The 19,042-nt window shown below is 71.1% G+C and carries 16 protein-coding genes and 4 pseudogenes; 10 read left to right on the top strand and 10 right to left on the bottom strand.

All coding sequences use genetic code 11. The annotated features are described in order from the left end of the window. Positions 1-167: 167 nt before the first annotated feature. The gene (locus AB0903_RS28745) at positions 168-896 is read left to right on the top strand and encodes a spermidine synthase (protein WP_366707638.1); all 729 of its coding nucleotides are present in this window, start codon (positions 168-170) and stop codon (positions 894-896) included. 368 nt (positions 897-1,264) lie between these two features. On the opposite strand, the gene AB0903_RS28740 is transcribed toward AB0903_RS28745, so the two are convergent. Further along, complete coding sequence (locus AB0903_RS28740) at positions 1,265-2,521, bottom strand: MFS transporter (protein ID WP_366707637.1); 1,257 nt, start codon at positions 2,519-2,521, stop codon at positions 1,265-1,267. Further along, positions 2,511-2,756, bottom strand: a complete 246-nt coding sequence (locus tag AB0903_RS28735) for a hypothetical protein (protein ID WP_366707636.1) — start codon at positions 2,754-2,756, stop codon at positions 2,511-2,513. The genes AB0903_RS28740 and AB0903_RS28735 overlap by 11 nt, the downstream gene beginning before the upstream one ends. Positions 2,757-3,119: 363 nt before the next feature. Between AB0903_RS28735 and AB0903_RS28730 the strand changes: the two genes are divergently transcribed. After that, complete coding sequence (locus tag AB0903_RS28730; protein ID WP_366707635.1) at positions 3,120-3,830, top strand: TetR family transcriptional regulator; 711 nt, start codon at positions 3,120-3,122, stop codon at positions 3,828-3,830. Between the two features lie 171 nt (positions 3,831-4,001). Here the strand turns inward: AB0903_RS28730 and AB0903_RS28725 are convergent. After that, a pseudogene (locus tag AB0903_RS28725) lies at positions 4,002-4,166 on the bottom strand (pirin family protein); the annotation flags it as partial. 866 nt (positions 4,167-5,032) lie between these two features. On the opposite strand from AB0903_RS28725, the pseudogene AB0903_RS28720 reads away from it, so the two are divergent. Then, a pseudogene (locus AB0903_RS28720) lies at positions 5,033-5,706 on the top strand (IS3 family transposase); the annotation flags it as partial. Positions 5,707-5,819: 113 nt separating this feature from the next. Continuing rightward, entirely contained in the window at positions 5,820-6,374 is a 555-nt protein-coding gene (locus tag AB0903_RS28715) for an SCO family protein (protein WP_366707634.1), read from the top strand. Between the two features lie 132 nt (positions 6,375-6,506). On the opposite strand, the gene AB0903_RS28710 is transcribed toward AB0903_RS28715, so the two are convergent. After that, entirely contained in the window at positions 6,507-7,523 is a 1,017-nt protein-coding gene (locus tag AB0903_RS28710; protein ID WP_366707633.1) for a saccharopine dehydrogenase NADP-binding domain-containing protein, read from the bottom strand. Positions 7,524-7,584: 61 nt separating this feature from the next. On the opposite strand from AB0903_RS28710, the gene AB0903_RS28705 reads away from it, so the two are divergent. After that, positions 7,585-8,211, top strand: coding sequence for a helix-turn-helix domain-containing protein (locus AB0903_RS28705; RefSeq protein ID WP_366707632.1), 627 nt, complete (start codon positions 7,585-7,587; stop codon positions 8,209-8,211). A gap of 477 nt (positions 8,212-8,688) precedes the next feature. On the opposite strand, the gene AB0903_RS28700 is transcribed toward AB0903_RS28705, so the two are convergent. Then, positions 8,689-9,975 (bottom strand): aminotransferase class V-fold PLP-dependent enzyme, encoded by a 1,287-nt coding sequence (locus AB0903_RS28700; protein ID WP_366707631.1) that lies wholly within the window; start codon positions 9,973-9,975, stop codon positions 8,689-8,691. 186 nt (positions 9,976-10,161) lie between these two features. Here AB0903_RS28700 and AB0903_RS28695 point away from each other — a divergent pair. After that, a pseudogene (locus AB0903_RS28695) lies at positions 10,162-10,281 on the top strand (IS5/IS1182 family transposase); the annotation flags it as partial. Next, positions 10,262-10,363 (top strand): annotated as a pseudogene (locus AB0903_RS28690) (MarR family transcriptional regulator); the annotation flags it as partial. The pseudogenes AB0903_RS28695 and AB0903_RS28690, both read left to right, overlap by 20 nt. 515 nt (positions 10,364-10,878) lie before the next feature. Here the strand turns inward: AB0903_RS28690 and AB0903_RS28685 are convergent. Both AB0903_RS28685 and AB0903_RS28680 read right to left on the bottom strand, forming a co-directional pair. Beyond that, positions 10,879-11,844, bottom strand: coding sequence for a pirin family protein (locus AB0903_RS28685; RefSeq protein WP_366707630.1), 966 nt, complete (start codon positions 11,842-11,844; stop codon positions 10,879-10,881). Between the two features lie 159 nt (positions 11,845-12,003). After that, positions 12,004-13,437, bottom strand: a complete 1,434-nt coding sequence (locus AB0903_RS28680) for an NAD(P)/FAD-dependent oxidoreductase (RefSeq protein WP_366707629.1) — start codon at positions 13,435-13,437, stop codon at positions 12,004-12,006. Between the two features lie 118 nt (positions 13,438-13,555). On the opposite strand from AB0903_RS28680, the gene trxA reads away from it, so the two are divergent. Further along, complete coding sequence (trxA, locus tag AB0903_RS28675; protein ID WP_366707628.1) at positions 13,556-13,951, top strand: thioredoxin; 396 nt, start codon at positions 13,556-13,558, stop codon at positions 13,949-13,951. A 113-nt stretch (positions 13,952-14,064) separates the two neighbouring features. Here trxA and AB0903_RS28670 read toward each other — a convergent pair whose 3' ends face one another. Further along, complete coding sequence (locus tag AB0903_RS28670; protein ID WP_366707627.1) at positions 14,065-15,249, bottom strand: thiolase family protein; 1,185 nt, start codon at positions 15,247-15,249, stop codon at positions 14,065-14,067. Between the two features lie 230 nt (positions 15,250-15,479). Between AB0903_RS28670 and AB0903_RS28665 the strand changes: the two genes are divergently transcribed. Then, positions 15,480-17,105 carry an IclR family transcriptional regulator C-terminal domain-containing protein gene (locus AB0903_RS28665; RefSeq protein ID WP_366707626.1) on the top strand — a complete coding sequence of 542 codons (1,626 nt, stop codon included), beginning with the start codon at positions 15,480-15,482 and terminating at the stop codon, positions 17,103-17,105. Positions 17,106-17,389: 284 nt separating this feature from the next. Here the strand turns inward: AB0903_RS28665 and AB0903_RS28660 are convergent, their stop codons facing one another. Then, positions 17,390-17,659 carry a hypothetical protein gene (locus AB0903_RS28660; RefSeq protein WP_366707625.1) on the bottom strand — a complete coding sequence of 90 codons (270 nt, stop codon included), beginning with the start codon at positions 17,657-17,659 and terminating at the stop codon, positions 17,390-17,392. Positions 17,660-17,707: 48 nt separating this feature from the next. On the opposite strand from AB0903_RS28660, the gene AB0903_RS28655 reads away from it, so the two are divergent. Next, entirely contained in the window at positions 17,708-18,205 is a 498-nt protein-coding gene (locus tag AB0903_RS28655; protein WP_366707624.1) for a type II toxin-antitoxin system PemK/MazF family toxin, read from the top strand. Here AB0903_RS28655 and AB0903_RS28650 read toward each other — a convergent pair. Continuing rightward, positions 18,190-19,041, bottom strand: coding sequence for a TIGR02452 family protein (locus AB0903_RS28650; RefSeq protein ID WP_366707623.1), 852 nt, complete (start codon positions 19,039-19,041; stop codon positions 18,190-18,192). The two genes, AB0903_RS28655 and AB0903_RS28650, sit on opposite strands and share 16 nt — an antisense overlap. Between the last annotated feature and the right edge of the window lies 1 nt (position 19,042).

The following is a 19,042-nucleotide window of genomic DNA, read 5'->3' as shown; positions in this document are numbered from 1 at the left end:
CATCGCCCGCACGGTCGCCAACTGGGCCTTCCGCACCTACCGCCGCAAACCCCTCATCATCCCCGTCATCATCGACGCCTGACGAGACCCGCACGATCCGGCACCACCCCCGGGTGGGCGACGCGGAACGCCACACGCAACAGCAGCGAACAAGGAACGGAGCAGGGATGAGCGCGCGTTTCGCCGAGCTCGACTGGAAGCCGACGCCGATGGGTGACATCTGTCTGCGGCGCCGGCGCGACCCAGGGTCGGGTGAGGACGTGTACGAGGTGAAACTCGGTGACGAGTACCTCATGTCCAGCCTTTTCACGGCGGGCGAGATCGCCCTCGCCCGCCTCGGCCTTGCGGCGCTGCCGGACACGCAACTGGACGTGGCCGTCGGCGGTCTCGGCCTCGGATACACCGCACGGGCCGCCCTCGACGACCCCCGGGTGCGCTCGCTGATCGTCGTCGACGCGCTCGCCGAAGTGATCGGCTGGCACGAGCGCGGCCTCGTACCACTGGGCCCCGGCCTGGTCTCCGACCCGCGCTGCCGCCTCGTCCACGGCGACTTCTTCGCCGGCGCGGGCGAGGGCGGCGCCCTCGACCCGCAGGACCCGGACCGCCGCTTCCACGCCGTCCTGCTCGACATCGACCACTCGCCCAGTCAGGTCCTGCACCCCCGTCACGAGGCGCTCTACCGGCCTGCCGGGTTGCGCGCCCTCGCCGACCGGCTGCGACCCGGCGGCGTCTTCGCACTGTGGTCCAACGATCCGCCCGAGAACGACTTCAGCACCGTACTGGCCGACGCGTTCGCCGAGTCGGAGGCCCACGTCGTCGACTTCGACAATCCGCTCCAGGGCGGCACCGCCACCAACACCGTCTACGTCGCACGCAAAAGCCCTGCCGCGCCGTAGGCGGCGCGATCCAACGGGTGGCGCGACGGTGGCCCGGGACGGAAGTGCAGGGCCGCCGCGGCTCCACGGGCCGTGCACCGCCTCACCGGAACACCGGCCCCCGGTCCCGGGCCCTGGGCGAAGGCGCATAGGCAGGCGGCTACAGCCGAAGGGCACGTTCACGGGCCGAGCCTCTCTTGTGCCCCGCCTCCTGGAACGGCTGGACGATGTCTCGCTCCAGCCGGTCCCTTGCCCCAATGGCTGCGGGTGCCAGGCCCCCGTCGGCCGTGGCCCCGGCACCGCGGACGAGGTCCAACCTGCCGGAAAAGCGAGGCCGGCCGCGTCCGTCGGGAGCGCTTCGCGGAGCCCGTGGGGGCAGCCGGTTCGGTCTAACGCCTCTCGTCCCTGCACGCCGCCGCGGGCTCGGCCTCCTCGTCTGCGTGCTCCTCGTCGGCCCGGACGGGTTCGGGGAGCCGAAAGAGGGCGAGGAGGATGCCTGCGGTACCGGCGGCGGCGACCAGCGCGCCCGTGGTGACGGAGGTGGCGTCGATCAGCGGCCCGAACACCAAGGGCGAGCCGAACTGCCCACCGAACAGGGCGGTGGCCTGGACAGCAGTCGCGGTACCACGCTGTTCCGGTGGAGCAGCATGGTCGACCAGCACTGTCAGCGTGGGCATGGTGATACCGCTGCCGATGCCGGTGAGCACCGGCACGAGCACCAGGAGTGCCGCATGGTCGGCGACGGCGAAGACCAGCAGCGCCGCGGTCCATGAAGCGGCTGCGATCCGCATCAGCACCGCGTACCCGAGGCGTGCGGTGAGTCTGGCGTACGTGAGACCGATCAGGCCGGCCGCGCCGGATGCCAGCACGGTGCCGTACAAAGCGACCACCAGGGTGTCGTGGATCCCCAGTTGGTCCAGGCGGCGGGGCAGCGACACGGCCAGCACCATCATCAGGCCGGTGGTCGCCACCCACAGTCCGCACAGGCCCAGAATCAGAGGATTCTCGCGCAGCAGCCGCAGCGCACCACCGCGCGACGCCCGAGGTCCTTGGCGCTCATCGCTCACCGCGCCGGCACCGGGCAAAGCCACCAGGGTGGCGATCCCCAGGGGCAGGCCGATGAGGTAGATCGCGAACGGCGCATGCCAGGAGTGGTTTCCCAACACCCCCGCCGCCAGCGGATACACAAACCCTCCGGCCGTGGTGGCGGCGGTCCGCCAGCCCATCACCTTGTCCCGCATCCCGCCCCGGCACAAGCCCAGCAGGGCGGCGGTCGAGCAGGTGAACACCGCCGCCGCTCCCGCACCGAGAAGCAGCCGGGAGGCGAACAGCACGGGATAGGAATCAATGACCAGTCCGGCACCCCCACCGATCCCGTACACCGCGAGCCCGACCGCGAGCGGCACTCGCACACCGAAGCGGTCCGTGATCCGGCCGACCAGTGGGCTGACCACGGCGATGGCCAGGCTGTGCGAGGTCAGCACCAGCCCTGCCGCCGTCGAGCCCACCTCCAGCGCCTGCCGGATCACCTCGATCACCGGGGCGATCGTGGCACCGCCCATCACTCCCAGCGTGGAGGCGAGCAGCAGAACCGTCAGGGCTCCCCGCCCCGCCGGCCTGCCTTCCCTCGCGATGTCAGCGTGCATCGTCCCCGTCTCCCGTAGCCAGTGCAGTGTGCGGATGCCGGCATCGACGGCCGCCGCGGCGCACGCCCGGGGCGTCCCCGGTGATACGGCTCCGGATACGCTGCGGGGCGGCCGCGGTGTCGGTGCGGGCGTGCTCGTCGTTCCACTCGGCGGCGTTGAACACCCGCGTGCCGTCCACGCTCGTGTGGAAGTGGGCGGCGAGTGATCCCGGCGTCGGCGGCACGTCCTTCGTCACCACTGCTCGTGCGCCGTCGACGCGTGCCCGTCGATGCTCGTGAACGGAGAACGGCTCGGCAGTCCGTCGGACCACGCCTCGGTTCGCCGTGCCCGCGCCGCCGCATCGGCTGCGGCCGGTCGGGCCGGGGCATCGCGCACGTGACTGGCGGTGATCACCGTGGTGTGGGTATCGGTCCGGGGGACGCCCGGTGGCGCGTCGGTACGCCGAATCACGACAACTCTCCTCACACGCCGAGTCCTGGGCAGGCCGAAGCCCGATCCCGGAACCTCAAAGAACTGAGACTGAGTATCAGCCTGCCATGCGTTCCAATATGACTCCAGTACCATTCAAGCCTGACTGCAGGTTCGGTAACCTGACCCCGTGGACCCCACACGGACCGACCCTCAGGACAGTTCCCTGCCGCTGCGCGAACGCAAGAAGCAGCGCACCCGCCGCGCACTGGCCGACGCCGCACTGACCCTGTTCAGTGACCGGGGCTTCGACCGCGTCACGCTCGAGGAGCTCACCGCGCACGCGGAGATCGGCCGCAGCACCTTCTTCCGGTACTACGGCACCAAGGAAGACGTCGCCATGGCCGCCGAGGACGACCTCTGGGACGCCTGCATCGCCCACTTCACACAACGCACCGCGACCGAACCCGCGCTCGACGCACTGCGCTCCGCCCTGACCGCGGCCATCCTCTCCATGCCCGACGACTGGGACCAGCGGTTCCTGCGCACGCGCCGACTCGCAGCAGGCACTCCCGTCCTGCGCGACCACAGCATCCTGTCCTCCATGAAAGCCCAGCAACGCCTGGTCGAACTCCTCGAAGAACGGCTCGGCATCGACAGCCGCGACGACGTCCGGCTGCGCCTCCTCGGCGAGTTCGCCCTCAGCGCCTGGCGCTGCGGCGCCCGCAACTGGGTCGCCGGACGCACACCCGGCGGCGGCAGGCAACGCGGCCACGGCGGCACGAAGGCCCTCGCCCGACGGGTGGAGGAAGCGTTCGACGCCATTCCCGCCGCCCTGGCCTACGACCTGCCCGGCCGTCACGCCACCCACCGAAGCCGACCCCGTCCGACCTCCGCTTGAGCGGTCTCGCGCTCGGCTGCACCGCAACGGGACGCGGGCATGCCGGAGCGCACGGCCGCCGGCGTCGGGCGAGAACCGTGCGGCCGCCGCCGGGACACTCGGGCAGGAACGCACCGCTTCATCACCGATGAGGCCGGATCATCCGACGCAGGTCCGAGGCACTGCCCCGGCTCAGCGCACCCTCCCCCGCGCCTTCAGCGGTGTCGCGGGCAGCTCCGGGGCCGGAAGCGGAGGGCCGTCGTAGCCCTTGACCTCGCCGAATCGGGTGCCGTTCATCCAGTCCTCGCGGGCCTGTGCGATGTCCTCCTGGGACCGTCCGATCCAGTTTTAGAACAAGTCGCAACACAGGAACGTTTTCGCAGGTCAAGTGGGTCTCGGATCGCTGACGGTCAGCAAACCGTCAGCATCAGCATCCGAGGAGTCCCAGGCGCATGGCGGCCAAGGCACTCGCCCGAGGAATGGGCACGTACTACAAGGACTGCGAGCACCCCACGTCCCGCTGGGCGAAGTGCCCGCACTTCTACAAGGTCCGGTACAGGAGCCCCGGTGGCAACCAGGTCGAGGAGTCGGGCTTCCTGACACAAGACGATGCCATCAGTCGACTGACCAGTGTCCACAAAGCGAAGAAGGCCGCTCCGGCGAACACGGCGAAGAGCGAACGCATCGGGAAGTACGGTCAGATGCGGTTCCGGGAGTACACCGCCGAGTGGAAGGCCGGCCGGCGTCACCTTGCCGCGGCCTCCCTCAGCCACCTCGATTCACTCCTCCAGCACCACATCTTCCCCGCCCTCACGACCCGTCGGATGAGCACCTTCGACCACAAGGTGGTGGACGGCTTCATCCGGTCGATGGAACGCAACAGCGTGGGCCTCGCAGCCCAGTCGAACGCCTACGACAAGCTGAAGTCGATACTCCTGGACGCACATCGTCTGCGGCTCTTCGACGGCAACCCCCTCTTGGGCGTCAAGCCACCGCAGTACGACCCCAAGCGTGCCGTCATCCCCTCCCCCGCCCAGCTCCAGACGCTTCGCAGAGCGGGGGACGACGCCTTCAAACTCGTAGTGGATCTCATGAGCGGCTGCGGCCTACGCAACGGTGAGGCTGCAGCGGTCAACGTCAACAACATCGTGGCGGGACCTGTCCCCGAGTGGTGGACACCTCTGACTCCGGCCCCGGCAGGGGCCGGGCAGGAGGCATCTTTTATGGTGATGAAGGTCTACTCGCCCGAGTTCAAGGCGGACGCTGTCGCGCTGTACCTGTCGGACCCGAGCCATACCTTCGAGGGCATCGGGAAGGATCTGGGGATCAGCCGGGAGACGCTGCGTAACTGGGTGCGGGCCGAGCGGGCCCGGCGCGGCCGGGAAAGTACGACGAGCACGGAGAAGAACACGGTGGATTCGCCGCCGACGGCCGAGGAACTACAGGCCGAGAACGAGGCCCTGCGCCGGGAGCCGGCAGCGGCGCGCAAGGAGATGCAGAAGCTCGCCACCGAGCGGGACATTCTCCGTAAGGCGACGAAGTTTTTCGCACAAGAGATGAGCTGGTGACCAACCGCTGCCAGTTCATCGAGGACCACCACCGCGCCTTCGGTGTGAAGCGGTTGTGCCAGGTGCTGGAGGTCGCCCGTTCCAGCTTCTACAAGTGGCGGGCCGGCCGCACGGCCCGCGCCGCCCGGAAGCGGGCCGACGTCGCTCTCGCCGAGCGGATCAGGGCCGTACACGCCGAGTGGGACGGCACTTACGGCCGCCCGCGGATCACCGCCGAGCTGTGCGACGACGGCGAGCGCGTGAACCACAAGCGTGTCGGGCGGGTGATGCGGAAGTTCGGTATCGCCGGACTGCGGCTGCGCAGGCGCCAGGTCACCACGGTGCCCGAACCCTCCTGCCCGCCGGACGAACGACCGCCGCCGTCCTCGTATGCGCCGCCGTTCTGGCAACCGTCACCGCCTGCGGGACGGCAGAGGCGCCTCACCACGGGCAGGACAAGCCGGTGGCGCTCACCTCGGCCGGCAACTCGCCCTACCGCGGCAACGCGCTGGAGAACCCGTTCGCCAAGCCCGAGCTGGTCCTGACCGACGGCGCGGGGCAGCCGTTCGACCTGCGCAAGCAGACCGCGGGCAAGACGACGCTCGTGTTCTTCGGATACACGAACTGCCCTGACGTGTGCCCGACCACCGTGGGAGATATCTCCGTCGCACTGGCCAAGCAGACCGCCGAGGTCCGTGACAGTGTCCGGGTGGTGTTCGTGACCACCGACCCCGAGCGGGACACCCCGGAGAGTCTGAAGAAGTGGCTGGCCGGGTTCGGACCCAACTTCACCGGTCTCTCCGGAGACCTGGAGCGGGTAAAGAAGGCCGCGCTGAGTCTCGGAATTTCGGTCGAGGACCCGAAGAGGCGCCACGACGGCACCGTCACCTCCGCCCACGGCGCCCAGGTCGCCGCCTCCCTCCTCGCCGACGACAAGGCGCACGTCGTCTACACCAGCGGCACCACCGTCGAAGACTTCGCGCACGACCTGCCGCTTCTCGCCAAGAGCACCCGCTGACGGGCACCCGCCCGATCCGCCAGCAGGGACCCCCGGAGCCGCGGCAGCGGGGTCAGTGGCGGTTCCCACGAGGGCGGCGCCGCCGGTCTGCCGCCTCCGTAACGACGGCCGTAGGCGTTACGGGGGGCCTGGTCAACGCGTCGGCTCCCCGTCGAGGCGATGGAGGACGACTCCGTGCTCTGCCAGGGACTCCGGGAGCGAGGCCAGAGCGGGCAGCTGGTCGATGTGGTGGACCCCGAGGGGCAGCGACCCTGTGAGGAGTTCTCGGGCAACGTGGGCCGCGACCAGTCCGGTGACGCGGCTTTGCGCCTGGCCAGTGAGGGCGTATGCCGCATGAAGGTCGCCGCGGTGGGCGTCCGCCCGCACACCGAAGCCGTCACGCCCTACGTGGATCCGGGTGAAGAGGCCCGTCAGAGCTCGGCGCACCGCCGACCTGCGGGCTGCTCGCCGTAGCGCGAAGAGCCCGGTGGTCAGCGGCCGCGAGTCCAGGCACAGGCGGGTCGTCACCTGCCCGACTCCAAGCGTGCGGGAGAGGGTGTGCTGGTCGGAGAAGGGGAACGGGTACGCGGTGCGCGTCCCGTACCCGGGCAGCATGGTGCGAAGCGGGCCGGCCGTCGTCGGTTCGGCCAGGTGCTCGACCGTCCAGCGGACCGCGTCGGCACCGTGTCGCTCGCCTGCGCCCAGCAGCACCGTGAGGTCGATGCGCTCCGCCCCGCCGACCGCCTCATGCGCCCTGCGGGCGAGGAGGTTGGTCAGTCCGGGGGCGACGCCAACGCTGAGCACGGCCGTGGCTCCGCTCCCCACCGCCACGTCATGCAGGTCCGCCAGGCCGTCGAGCAGCCGCCTGGTGGCTCCGATGTCGAGCAGGTGCACGCCACGCTCAAGGCAGATGCGCGCGATACCGGCGTCAGGCGCTTCCACGCACATGACGACCGCCACCACGCCGCCCAGGCCCGTCAGTACCCGTCGGAAGTCAGCCGGGTCCGTGACGTCCACGCGCACCCCGCCGAGCTGCTGCGCCCGGACCTCATCGCGCCCGCCCACGACGACCCGGCCGGGGAACCAGTCGGCAAGCGTGGAGGTCACCGTCGCACCCACGGCGCCATAGCCGCCGACCACCAGAACTCGCCCAGATCTCACTGTAGTCATGCTCTAGTGAAATACACTGTAGTGTCACTACAGTCAAAGCGACCATGAACGAGGAGAGCCAGTGGCCGCATCGCTGACCCGGGTGGAGAAGGCCCGACGCACCCGGCAGCGGATGCTCGACGCCGCAGCCCGCCTGTTCGCCGAGAAGGGCTGGACCGGTACGACCGTCGAGGACATTGCCCGGACCGCGGAAGTCGGCGTACAGACGGTGTACTTCACGTTCGGCAGCAAGCGGGCGCTGCTGAAGGAGCTTGTGGACACGACTGTCGCCGGCGACTCCGATCCGGTGGCCACCCTGGAACGGCCGTGGGCCCGTAAGGTGCTCGACGAGCCCGACCCCGCCGCCCAGCTCGCCCTCCAGGCCGCAGGCGCCCGGCGCATCCTGGAGCGCGCCGCACCGATCCTCGAGGTCGTACGGGGCGCCGCGACCGCCGATCCGGAGATCGCCGAGCTGTGGCAGGTCAACCATGAACAGCGGCATGCCGTCCAGCTCCACTTCGCCGAGGCACTGCTGGCGAAGGCCGGGGGCGCCCTGCGGCATGACTACGACAGCGCGACGGCAGCCGACATCACGATGACGGCGCTCGGCCCGGAGACCTATGGACTGCTCGTCACCCGGCGCGGCTGGACTCCAGCCCGCTGGGAGCAGTGGGCCGCCGACGCCTTGGTGCGCCAGCTCCTCTCCTGACCAAGCCGGGCCTCGATCAGCGTTCCGACCGAAGGCTCAACCTCTGTGCCCAGACTGCCCGGCGACGACTTCCTCGCCGTTGGCGGGATGACCGTCAGTACGCGCAGCCGGGAGCCCGAACTGCGGTTCTCGCAGAACCCCTTCGCGGATCGACAGGGGTTGGAGCGGGTCACGGCGCTGGTCTCCGCGTGCGGAGTCTTCTCCGATCCAGCCGATCAGTTGAGGAGCGGACGACGGCGCGCCGGTCAGCGTGTGGCATCACCCGCCCAGCGGCCCTTCTCTGAGGAGAATCTGGGGAGTACGAGTGACAGTCGGGGATGCCTGAGGAGAATGGACCAGGTCAGGGCCCGGCCGGGACGTGACCGTCGGCTACATGCGGGCCTTCCTCGCCCTGCGCTCCACGGGACCATCTCCCTCCCGTCGCCGGACGCCGAGCCGAACGCCCAGCCACGCACCCGGGGAAGCGCAGAACGGCTTTCAGCGGGTGAGATCAGCCAGGCTGTTGAGTGCGGTGTCGATCTCTGCTGGGGTGTTGATGACGGCGGTGCCGATGCGGGTGTAGGTCGAGGTGGACAACCGCACGCGGCGGGCAGCGGCGTGGTCGACGACCTGCTGATGGGTGTGGCCTGACACGCTGAAACAGGTGATGCCCGCTGAAAGTTCCGCGTCGTCCGGAGTGTGCACGGTGACTCCACGGATGCGGCTCAGTCCTTGTTTCGCCTGGGTCGACAGCTGTGTGATGCGGGTGGCGACGCGTGCTCGGCCCAGCTGCTCATGCAGCGCCACCGCCACCGGCAGGGCGAAGGCATGCTCGAACGCCAAAAAACCGCCGGGTGACAGGGGCGCTGCTCCCCCGCCCGCGATGAAGCTCACGAACGTGGGCCGCAGCTGCTCGAGGACGTCCGGCGCCACCCAGACCAGTCCCGTTCCCCTTGGACCGAACAACCATTTGTGCGTTCCGGCGACCACCACGTCTGCACCCAGGCCGGCGGCATCCTCATCGACTGCCGCCAAACCGTGCACGCCGTCGACGACCAGCAGGCACCGGTCGGCAGGACTGCGCCCTTCATTGGCCCGGCGCACCACCTCGGCCACCGCACGCACCGGCATCCGAAGCCCCGTGCTGGACTGCACCCAGGTGATCCCCACGACCCTCGTATTCGGGCGTATCGCCTCGCCGACTGCCGCTGCGATGCCGTCCGCCGTCGCGGTGGCCGGATCGGCGAACCAGGAGACCAGCCGCACTCTGTTGCCATGCTTTTCGGCGGCCAACCGGGCGGCGGTGCGATGGGAGATGTGGTCGTGATCCGTCAACAGGAACTCTTGTCCCGGACGGGTCACGACGCCGTTGTAGACGGCACCCAGCCCGATACTCGTGCTCGCCGTCATCGCGATGTCCTCGGCCCGGCCTCCCAGGTAGGCCGCGAGCGACTGGCGTACTCGGGGCCATCCGGTGGGACCATCGGGCAACGCCATCCCCGTGGGTACCGCCAGAGGATTGGCGTCGACCTGTGCGCTCAGATGATCCACCGCGTCCCGCACCACCTTCGGATGCGAGGCCAGGTAGAACAACGCGAGGTTCGCCCATCCCGGCTCCAGACGGAACTGCGCCCGCAAGGCGTCCCAGTCCGCGCGCCCGTCGGCCGTAGTGACCGGCCGCGCCCGTGGCGTGTCCACCCCTGCCACACAGGAGCCGGGCACGAGGGCGGCCGCCACCGCTCCCGCAGATCCCGCCAGCAGACCGCGCCGACTCGTCATCGACATCCAGCACCCCTTTTGCACCGCGGCCGGTGGAGCGGTGGCAGAAATAGCTGTCGGTGCCCTTCTCGTAACGACGTTACGCGAGGTGGCCGCGGATGCCGACAGGACCGTCACCCAAACGGCCTCTGCTCGTGAAGCGATGTCAAGTCAGACACCTTCTTCCGGCGAATCGCTCTCGCTGTCCAGCGCATGGCGAGTTTCGCCGAGGATCGGGTGCCGGACGAGTCGTGGGAGCTGTTCCGGCGGGTGGTGCCACCGACGGAGGTCGTCCCGCAGGGTGGAGGCCGGCCTCACCACCGGAGCGGTGACCGGGGTGCTCAACCGGCTGGAGAAGGCCGGCTACGTCCATCGCAGGGCAGACCCGCAGGACCAGACCGTCCGCCGGACGCGTCACCACCGCATTCCGCCGCACCTCAGCGCCAGCCCTCACCGACCCGAACCCTTTGCCGTCGAGACACGCGGCCCAGAGAAGGGGCTCCACATAACCGGCCCCAGTCCTGCCTGCCGTCGCGAACCCGGCGGCTCCGTCACCGCGCTTTGTGGACTGCCTACAACGTCACTCGCGAGCCGCCGCGCCGGACCGGCACCCGGAGCATCACCCGGAGGGACCATCCTTGGAGGCGCCTGTCGCATCTAAAGGAACCAGGACGGAGTCCTCGACGTGGCACTCGCCTGCCGGGAAGGCGTGCACCAGCATTCCCCTCCACACATCTAACTACTCGTCAGTAGAGTCAGCAAAGGGTCAGCATTCGTTCGACTAGAGCTGATCACAGCTTGCTTCACATGGCACTCCACCTCAAGGCCGGGCGGCGCTTCAAGAGGCTGCGGCACCTACCCGCAGACCTCCGGAAGCGGAACGGCCGTGTGACCCTGAACCCGACTCTCCCCACAAGGCGTAGCCGCAGCTCAGCGCACCCTCCCCCGCGCCTTCAGCGGTGTCGCGGGCAGCTCCGGGGCCGGAAGCGGAGGGCCGTCGTAGCCCTTGACCTCGCCGAATCGGGTGCCGTTCATCCAGTCCTCGCGGGCCTGTGCGATGTCCTCCTGGGACCGTCCGATCCAGTTCCAGAACATGACGATCTCCTCCTCGAACGGCTCGCCGCCCAGGAGCATCAGACCGGCGTCGGACTCGGCGCGCAGCGGGAGTTCGGTGCGGCCGCAGCCCAGATAGAGCATCGAGCCCGGGAGGACCGGCACTCCGTCGACGTGGGCCTCACCGGACATGGCGAGCACCGCGTACTCGAAGTCCGGGTCGAGCGGCAGCCGAGCCTCCGTGCCGTGGGCCAGGGCGAGATCCGCACCCACGATCGGGGTGTACGCGGTGCCCGGGGACGTCGCCCTGTCGAGGGTGCCGAGGACGACCGTGGCGCTCAGGCCGGGGGCGGTGACCTGCGGCAGGTCGGTGTGGTGCTGGAAGTGCGGCTCCGTGTGGCGGTGCTGTTCGGGCAGCGCGACCCACAGTTGGGCACCGTGCAGGAAGCGGGCGTGGGGCCGGGGACTCTCCTCCGAGTGGCTGATCGCCCGCCCGGAGGTCATGAGCCCCAGCTCCCGGGGACGGATCGTGGCGAGCACGCCGGTGCTGTCACGGTGCAGGACCTCGCCCTCATGCAGCCAACTGACCGTCTGCAGGCCCATGTGCGGGTGCGGCGGCACCTGCATGCCGGGCTCGTCGGCGATGTCGTCGGGACCGTAGTGGTCGACGAAGGCCCATGCGCCGACCATGCGCCGGCCCAGATTGGGCAGGAGGCGGCGGACCTCGGTCGACTCGCCGAGTGGAACACGGCGCGGACTGAGGAGTTCACGGACGGGTTCGGCGACGACGAACCCACGACCGCCGCATACGGAGAGGCCGGCCTGACGATCGAGATTGCTCATGGGACACAACCTATTCCCGTAGAGGCGCCGGGAGTCCGCACTCCGTCTCCGAGTTCTGTCACCGGGCACCCCGTCAGGTCGGAACCGGCTCCAGCGGCGCAGCCGGCTCCGGGAGCCGAGGCCCGTGGCCGGCCGCTCCGCTCGGCGAACGGCCCCGGCTCAGCCCGCCCGATACGTCTCCAGCAGCCTCAGCCAGACCTCACTGATCGTCGGGAACGAAGGAACCGCGTGCCACAGCCGTTCCACGGGCACCTCTCCCGCCACCGCGATCGTCGCCGAGTGCAGCAGTTCACCGACGCCGGGCCCGACGAAGGTGACACCGAGCAGGATCTCCCGGTCCAGATCGACGACCATGCGGGCACGGCCGCGGTAGTTCTCGCCGTACAGACCCGCGCCCGCGACCGAGGCGAGGTCGTAGTCGACGGCGCGCACCCGGTGCCCCGCCTGTTCCGACTCGGCGAGCGACAGACCCACGGCGGCGGCCTCGGGGTCGGTGAACACCACCTGGGGCACCGCGGCATGGTCCGCCGTCGCACAGTGCGCGCCCCAGCGGTCGGACTCCAGCAGCGGGACGTGCCGCGCCCTCGCGGCGATGGCTTCCCCCGCGATACGCGCCTGGTACTTGCCCTGATGGGTGAGCAGCGCACGGTGGTTGACGTCGCCGACCGCGTACAGCCACTCCGTGCCCGTGACGCGGCAGCTGTCGTCGACGGTCAGCCACGAACCCGGCTCCAGGCCCACGGTCTCCAGCCCGATGGCGTCGGTGCGTGGCGCGCGGCCCGTCGCGAAGAGCACTTCGTCGGCCTCGACGCGCTCGCCCCCGGCGAGGACCAGCGTCACGGGTCCGCTGCCGCCGGGGCGTTCGACGCCGGTCACGTCGGTGTCCGTCCGGATCGTGACGCCTGCCTCCCTGAGGCCGTCGGCCACGTGCTCGCCCACGAACGGTTCCATCCGGGGCAGCAGCCGCCCCCCGCGTACGAGCATGGTCACCTGCGACCCGAGGGCCTGCCAGGCGGTGGCCATCTCGACGCCGACCACTCCCCCGCCGACGATCGCCAAACGCCCCGGCGCCTCACGGGCGCTGGTCGCCTCGCGGCTCGTCCAGGCGCGGGCGCCGGCCAGGCCCTGGATATCGGGCAGGACGGCCCGGCTGCCGGTGCTGACGACGACGGCGTGCCGCGCGGTCAGCGACCAGTGCTCGCCCTCCGGTCCGTACACGACCACTTTCCTCGGTCCGTGGAGAGCACCTCTGCCCCGGTAGACGTGTGCGCCGATGGAGTCGAGCCAGTCGAGCTGGCCGTCGTCCCTCCAGTGCGACACCTTCTCGTCACGGCGTGCGAGTACGGCCTTGGTGTCGAGCGCGCCCTGCACCTGGCCGCTCAGACCGGGCAGCCTGCGCGCGTCGGCCCGGGCGATGGCGGGACGCAGCAGCGCCTTGCTCGGCATGCAGGCCCAGTACGAGCAGTCGCCACCGACGAGTTCGCTCTCCACCACCGCGGTACTCAGGCCCGCCGCTCTGGTCCTGTCCGCCGCGTTCTCCCCGACGGGGCCCGCGCCGAGCACTACGACGTCGTACTCCACAGCTTGGGTCATGGGGACAGTCTGATCGGGGGTGTGCGCGATGGCCACATGGGCAGGGGCAGGAATACCACCGCCCCGGGCACCGTTGTCCGGGGCGAGTCCGCCGGACGTCAGGAAGAGGTAGCGCGTCATGAGCACCGTTGAGCTCACCAAGGAAAACTTCGATCAGGTCGTGACCGACAACGACTTCGTCCTGATCGACTTCTGGGCTTCCTGGTGTGGTCCCTGCCGCCAGTTCGCGCCCGTCTACGAGGGCGCGTCCGAGCGTCACCCCGACCTGGTGTTCGCGAAGGTCGACACGGAGGCCCAGCAGGAGCTCGCGGCGGCCTTCGAGATCCGTTCGATCCCCACGCTGATGATCGTGCGCGACAACGTCGCGGTCTTCGCCCAGCCCGGCGCGCTGCCCGAGTCGTCTCTCGAGGACGTCATCGGCCAGGCCCGCGCCCTGGACATGGACGAGGTCCGCAAGTCGATCGACGAGGCCCAGCAGGGTGCTGCCGCCGAGGGAGGCCAGGCCGGGGCCTGAGCCCTTGGGACTGCGCACCTCGCGCCGTGAGTCGTACGGGCGGGGCGTGAGCGGACGAAGGTCTGCTCACGCCCCGCCCGTGTGCGCCGGCGTGCCGACGACTGCCCGCCGCGTCAGCGCTCCAGGACGAGAGCGAGCCCCTGCCCCACGCCGATGCACAGGGCAGCCATCCCGGTCCCCGAGCCGGCTGCCGCGAGCTGGTGGGCCACGGAACCGGCGAGCCGCGCGCCCGACGCGCCGAGCGGGTGGCCGACGGCGATCGCGCCGCCCCGCCGGTTCACGACCGAGAGGTCCAGCTCCGGCCACTCCGCCAGGCAGCCGAGCGACTGGGCGGCAAAGGCTTCGTTGAGTTCGAAGGCCGTCAGATCGTCGAAGGACCTGTCCGCCTTCGCAAGTGCCCGCCGGACGGCTTCGACCGGACCGAGACCGAAGAGCTGCGGCTCGACTCCGGTGACCGCCGAGGCGCGGATCCGGGCCAGCGGCTCGCGGCCCGTCGCCCGCAGTCCCTCCTCGTCGACCAGGAGGAGCGCCGCGGCACCGTCGTTGAGGGGTGAGGCGTTGCCCGCGGTGACCGTGCCGTCGGTGCGGAACGACGGCTTCAGCTTGGCGAGCGCCTCCATGGACGTGGTGTCGCGGATGCATTCGTCCCGCGGCAGGTCCACGTCGCCGTACGGGACGACCTCGCCGTCGTACAGGCCCTTCGCCCATGCCTCCGCGGCCTTGCGGTGGCTGGCGAGGGCGAAGGCGTCCTGCTGCTCGCGCGTGATGGCGTGCTTGTCGGCGACGAGTTCCGCGCCCTCGCCGAGAGCCACGGTCCATTCGGCGGGCATCTTCGGGTTGACCATGCGCCAGCCGAGAGTGGTGGAGTGGAGCTGCTGGTGGCCCGCCGGGAAGGCGCGCTCGGGCTTCTGCAGCACCCACGGCGCGCGAGACATCGATTCCACACCGCCGGCGATCGCGACGGACGCGTCGCCGAGGGCGACGGCCCGTGCCGCCTGGATGACCGCCTCCAGTCCGGAGCCGCACAGACGGTTGACGGTCACGCCGGGCACGGAGACCGGCAGTCCGGACAGCAGTACCGCCATCCGGGCGACGTCGCGGTTGTCCTCACCCGCTCCGTTGGCATCACCGAAGACGACGTCGTCGATGCGGACGGGGTCCAGCTCCGGTGTCCGGTCCACCAGAGCCCTCACGACGTGCGCGGCGAGGTCGTCGGGCCGTACGGAGGAGAGCGCGCCTCCGAACTTGCCGATCGGCGTGCGTACGGCGTCGACGATGTACACGTCGCGGATGCTCATCGGTTCTCTCCCAGGGCCTGGAGCGGCGGGCTGTTCAGTTCTCGGGCCGGCGGGCCGCTCGTCCGGCGGTCCGTCCGGCTGTTGGTGCGGTTGTTGGTGCGGTTGTCCGTGGGCGGTTGTGGCGCTGTTCGTCTGGTGAACTTTGGTTCACAATTGTGCCTGCCCGAGTCTCGGCCCGGCCGTGCCTGCTGTCAACGGCCTGCCGTGGCGCCCGCCGCGCAAGGAGCTCCATGCCGCATCCCCCGCCCCCGCCCGTGGGTCCGCTCGACCGCGGCCTCTCCGTACTGCGCGCCCTGTGCCTTCCTGAGGCGGCGGACCGCGTCAGGCACAGCGATCTCGCCCGTACGACGGGCTTGGCCCGCTCCACGGTGGACCGGGTGGTGACCACGCTCGCCCGTCTGGAACTGGTACGCGGCGATGGACGCGAAGTGGCGCTCGCGCCCCGGCTGCTGGAACTCGGCGGGGCGTATCTGACGGCGAGCGGCGTCCCTGCGGCGCTGGGCCCCGCGGTGGCGCGGCTCGCGGACGAGTTCGGCGAGCCGATCTCCGTCGCGGTCCCCGATCGGGACCTGGTGAGGTTCGTCGTACGGGCCTCGAGCCGCCGCACCACGAACCTCAGCTTCAGGGTCGGGGACGCGCTCCCGGCGGATCGGTGTGCGCCCGGCGCGGTCTTTCGCGACGGGCCGGAGTCGGCACTCGCGTCGTCGGACGAGCAGTCGGACGAACAGTCGGACCAGTCGCCGGGCCGGTCTGCGTACGAGCCGGTATCCGGATACACGTCGGCGTACCAGCCGGGATACGAGTCGGCGTACGAGGAGCAGCTCGTGGAGCCGGGTCTGGTGACGGTCGCGCTGCCGCTGCGGGACGCGGCCGGGCGGACGGTGTGCGCGGTGAGCGTGGCCAGTCACACCAGCCGGCACACGGCCGACTCGCTGGCCCGAGCGGTGCTGCCCCGGCTGCGTCAGGTGCGTGGCGCGATGGAGGAATCGCTCGCCGCGCCGCGGCCGGAGCGTCGCCCGGTGGCGGCCTGGGCGAACGACTCGTCGGCGGCGGCCAAGCGGGAGCTGGGGCCCGCGTATCTGCAGTCCCTGGCCCGCGGGCTCGACGTGCTGCGTGCGCTGGGCGCGGACCCCGGCGGCGGTATGCCGCTGACCGCGGTCGCCGAGGCCGCGGGGCTGGCCCGCGCCACGGCCAGGCGGTCGCTGCTGACACTGGAGCAGCTCGGTTACGCGGGGCGGGGTCCCGAGGGACAGCGGTTCGCCCTGCGGCCGCGCGTCCTCGAACTGGGCTGCGCACGCCTGTCGGGCCTCGGCCTGACCGACATCGCGCAGCCACATCTCGCGGATCTGGTGCGGCAGGTCGGCGAGTCGGTGTCGCTGGCGGTCCTCGACGGGCCCGACATCCGCTACGTGGCGAGGGTGCCGACGGTGCGCATCATGAGCATCGACATCACCGTCGGCACACGCTTCCCGGCGTACGCCACCGCGATGGGGCGTGTGCTGCTCGCCGGCCTGCCGGCGGGCGAGCGGCCCGCCCTGCCGGCCGAACTGCCGGCGTTGACCGGGCGCACCGTGACCTCGGCGGGACTGCTGACGGCCGTCCTCGACGAGGTGGCCGCTCAGGGCCACGCGCTGGTCGACCAGGAGCTGGAGGAGGGGCTGCGTTCGCTGGCCGTCCCGGTACGGGACGGCCAGGGCAGGGTGGTGGCCGCGCTGAACGTGGCGCAGCACGCGGGGCGGGGCAGTGCGGAGGGGATGCGGGCGGCGATGCTGGGGGCGCTGCGGCAGACGGCGGGGCGGGTGGAGACGGAGTTGCGGGCGGTGGGAGTGGTGACGGGCACGGTGGGGCCGGCGTGACGGGGGCGGGGCGGGCCTCCTGCGGGGGCGGGCGCGGTGGAGCCTGCATGACGGAAGCCGTGGCGGGCCGTCTGCGGTGGGCCTGGCCCCCACCCCGCCCCTTCCCGAAACCGGACCCACCCCGGACCCGTACGCCGCTCCGCCCGGACCCGTAGGCGTCCACGCGGTGTCCTCGATCGCCGGACGGGCCGGTTCTGCCGTGCCGTCCGACGAAACGGGCTCGTCGGGCCCGTCCTGCGAATCGGATGCGTCGGGCCCGTCGGGCACTCCGGGCGGCGCCCCCGCTACGCCTCGCTCGCGTCGACCACTCGTGCCGCCAGGCCCAGTGACAGTTCCGCGCCGTCCACCAGGAGCGCTTCCACGGCGCGGGTCTCCGGGTCGATGTCGGCCTCGACGCCGTCGCCGACGTAGCGCGGGTAGCCGGACGCGCCCTGTTCGCCGGTGGCGTCGACGACGGCGGAGCGGATCGCGTGGCGGGCTTGGGTGGCGAGGTCCTGGCCTTCTGCGGTCTCCGGGATCACGATGATCCCGAAGCGCTGCGGTTGAGTGTTCATACAGGCGACGCTAGACACCCGCCGCCCGCCGCGCACTACGGTGACGGGATGACGCATTCCATCACCTCCGTGCCCGGCGCACCGCGCCCGCACGGCTCCTTGCACGCCGACGACGCCCCGGACCTGCCCGGCAGCACCGGGCCGACCGCCACCGCCCAGGCCGATCCGGCGCACGTCGGAGCGGTGCGCACCTCGTACGCCCCGAATCGCGACGGCGATCCGGACCCGGGCGAGATCGTGTGGACGTGGGTACCGTTCGAGGAGAACGACGGCCGCGGCAAGGACCGGCCGGTGCTGGTGGTGGCCCGGGAGGAGGCCGGCACGCTGCTCGCCGTGCAGCTGTCCAGCAAGCGCCACGACCACGACCACGAGTGGGTGCCGATCGGCGTCGGGCCGTGGGACGGCGCCGGGCGGGAGTCGTGGGTGGATCTGGACCGCGTGCTGCGGGTCCACGAAACGGGCATGCGCCGCGAGGCGTGCGCGCTGGACCGGCCCCGGTTCGATCAGGTCGTACGGCGGCTGCGGGAGCGCTACGGCTGGAGCTGAGTGCCCGCGCCGAGCCGGTCCGCGAAGGCGCTGCGGAAGGCGCCCAGGTTGGGGGACGTGCCCGACCCGTCGAGGACGGCGAAGACGACTTCGTCGAAGTGGCCGGCGAACCGGCCCTCGCCGGTCAGCAGGCCGTGGAACGCCCGGGCCACCGCCGCCGGGTCGTTGCGGAAGACCCCGCAGCCCCATGCGCCCAGCACGAGACGGCGGTAGCCGCCCGCCACCGCCGTCTCAAGGACCCGTTCGGTGCGCGAGGCGAGCACGGCGGGGATGCGGTGGGCCTCACCGGGCGTGCGGCGGGTGATGACCCCGGCGTTGGGCGCGGGCGAGGTGAGGAAGCCGGCCGTGTACGGCGTCTCCAGCAGCCGGCCTCGGTCGTCACGGAAGACGGGCACGCCCGGGGAGAGAATCACCCGGTCGGTGTAGAAGACGCTGCGTTCCGCCCGGTGGTGCTCGTAGAACTCCGGCACCCGCAGCAGCGTGGCGTACAGGGCGGAGGCCCGGCAGAGCGCCTCTTCCTGTGCCTGTGCGCCGTTGAGATAGCCGCCGCCGGGATTGCGCGCGGAGGCGAAGTTCAGGACGGCGACCGGGCCGGGCCCGGCGCCGGTGAGCCGGCGGGCCGCCCCGGTGCTGCTCTCGTTCGTGACCTCGCAGGCGGTCACCCGGCCGGTGTCCGGCGTGACCGGAACGGGGGCGGGCCCGTACAGCCGGGTGCCCTCCAGCGCCGCGGCGAGCTCCTGCCCGATGCGCACCTCGCGCCCGCCGGGCAGGTGGTACTTCCCGGCCCTGACGATCTCCTCGGTCTCCTTCGCGATCCCCCGCAGTCGTGCACTCATG

Source organism: Streptomyces sp. NPDC048389 (assembly GCF_040706335.1).
In the GTDB taxonomy this organism is placed as follows: domain Bacteria; phylum Actinomycetota; class Actinomycetes; order Streptomycetales; family Streptomycetaceae; genus Streptomyces.
Note: the sequence above shows the minus strand (reverse complement) of the source record. Positions and strands in the feature narration are given on the sequence as shown.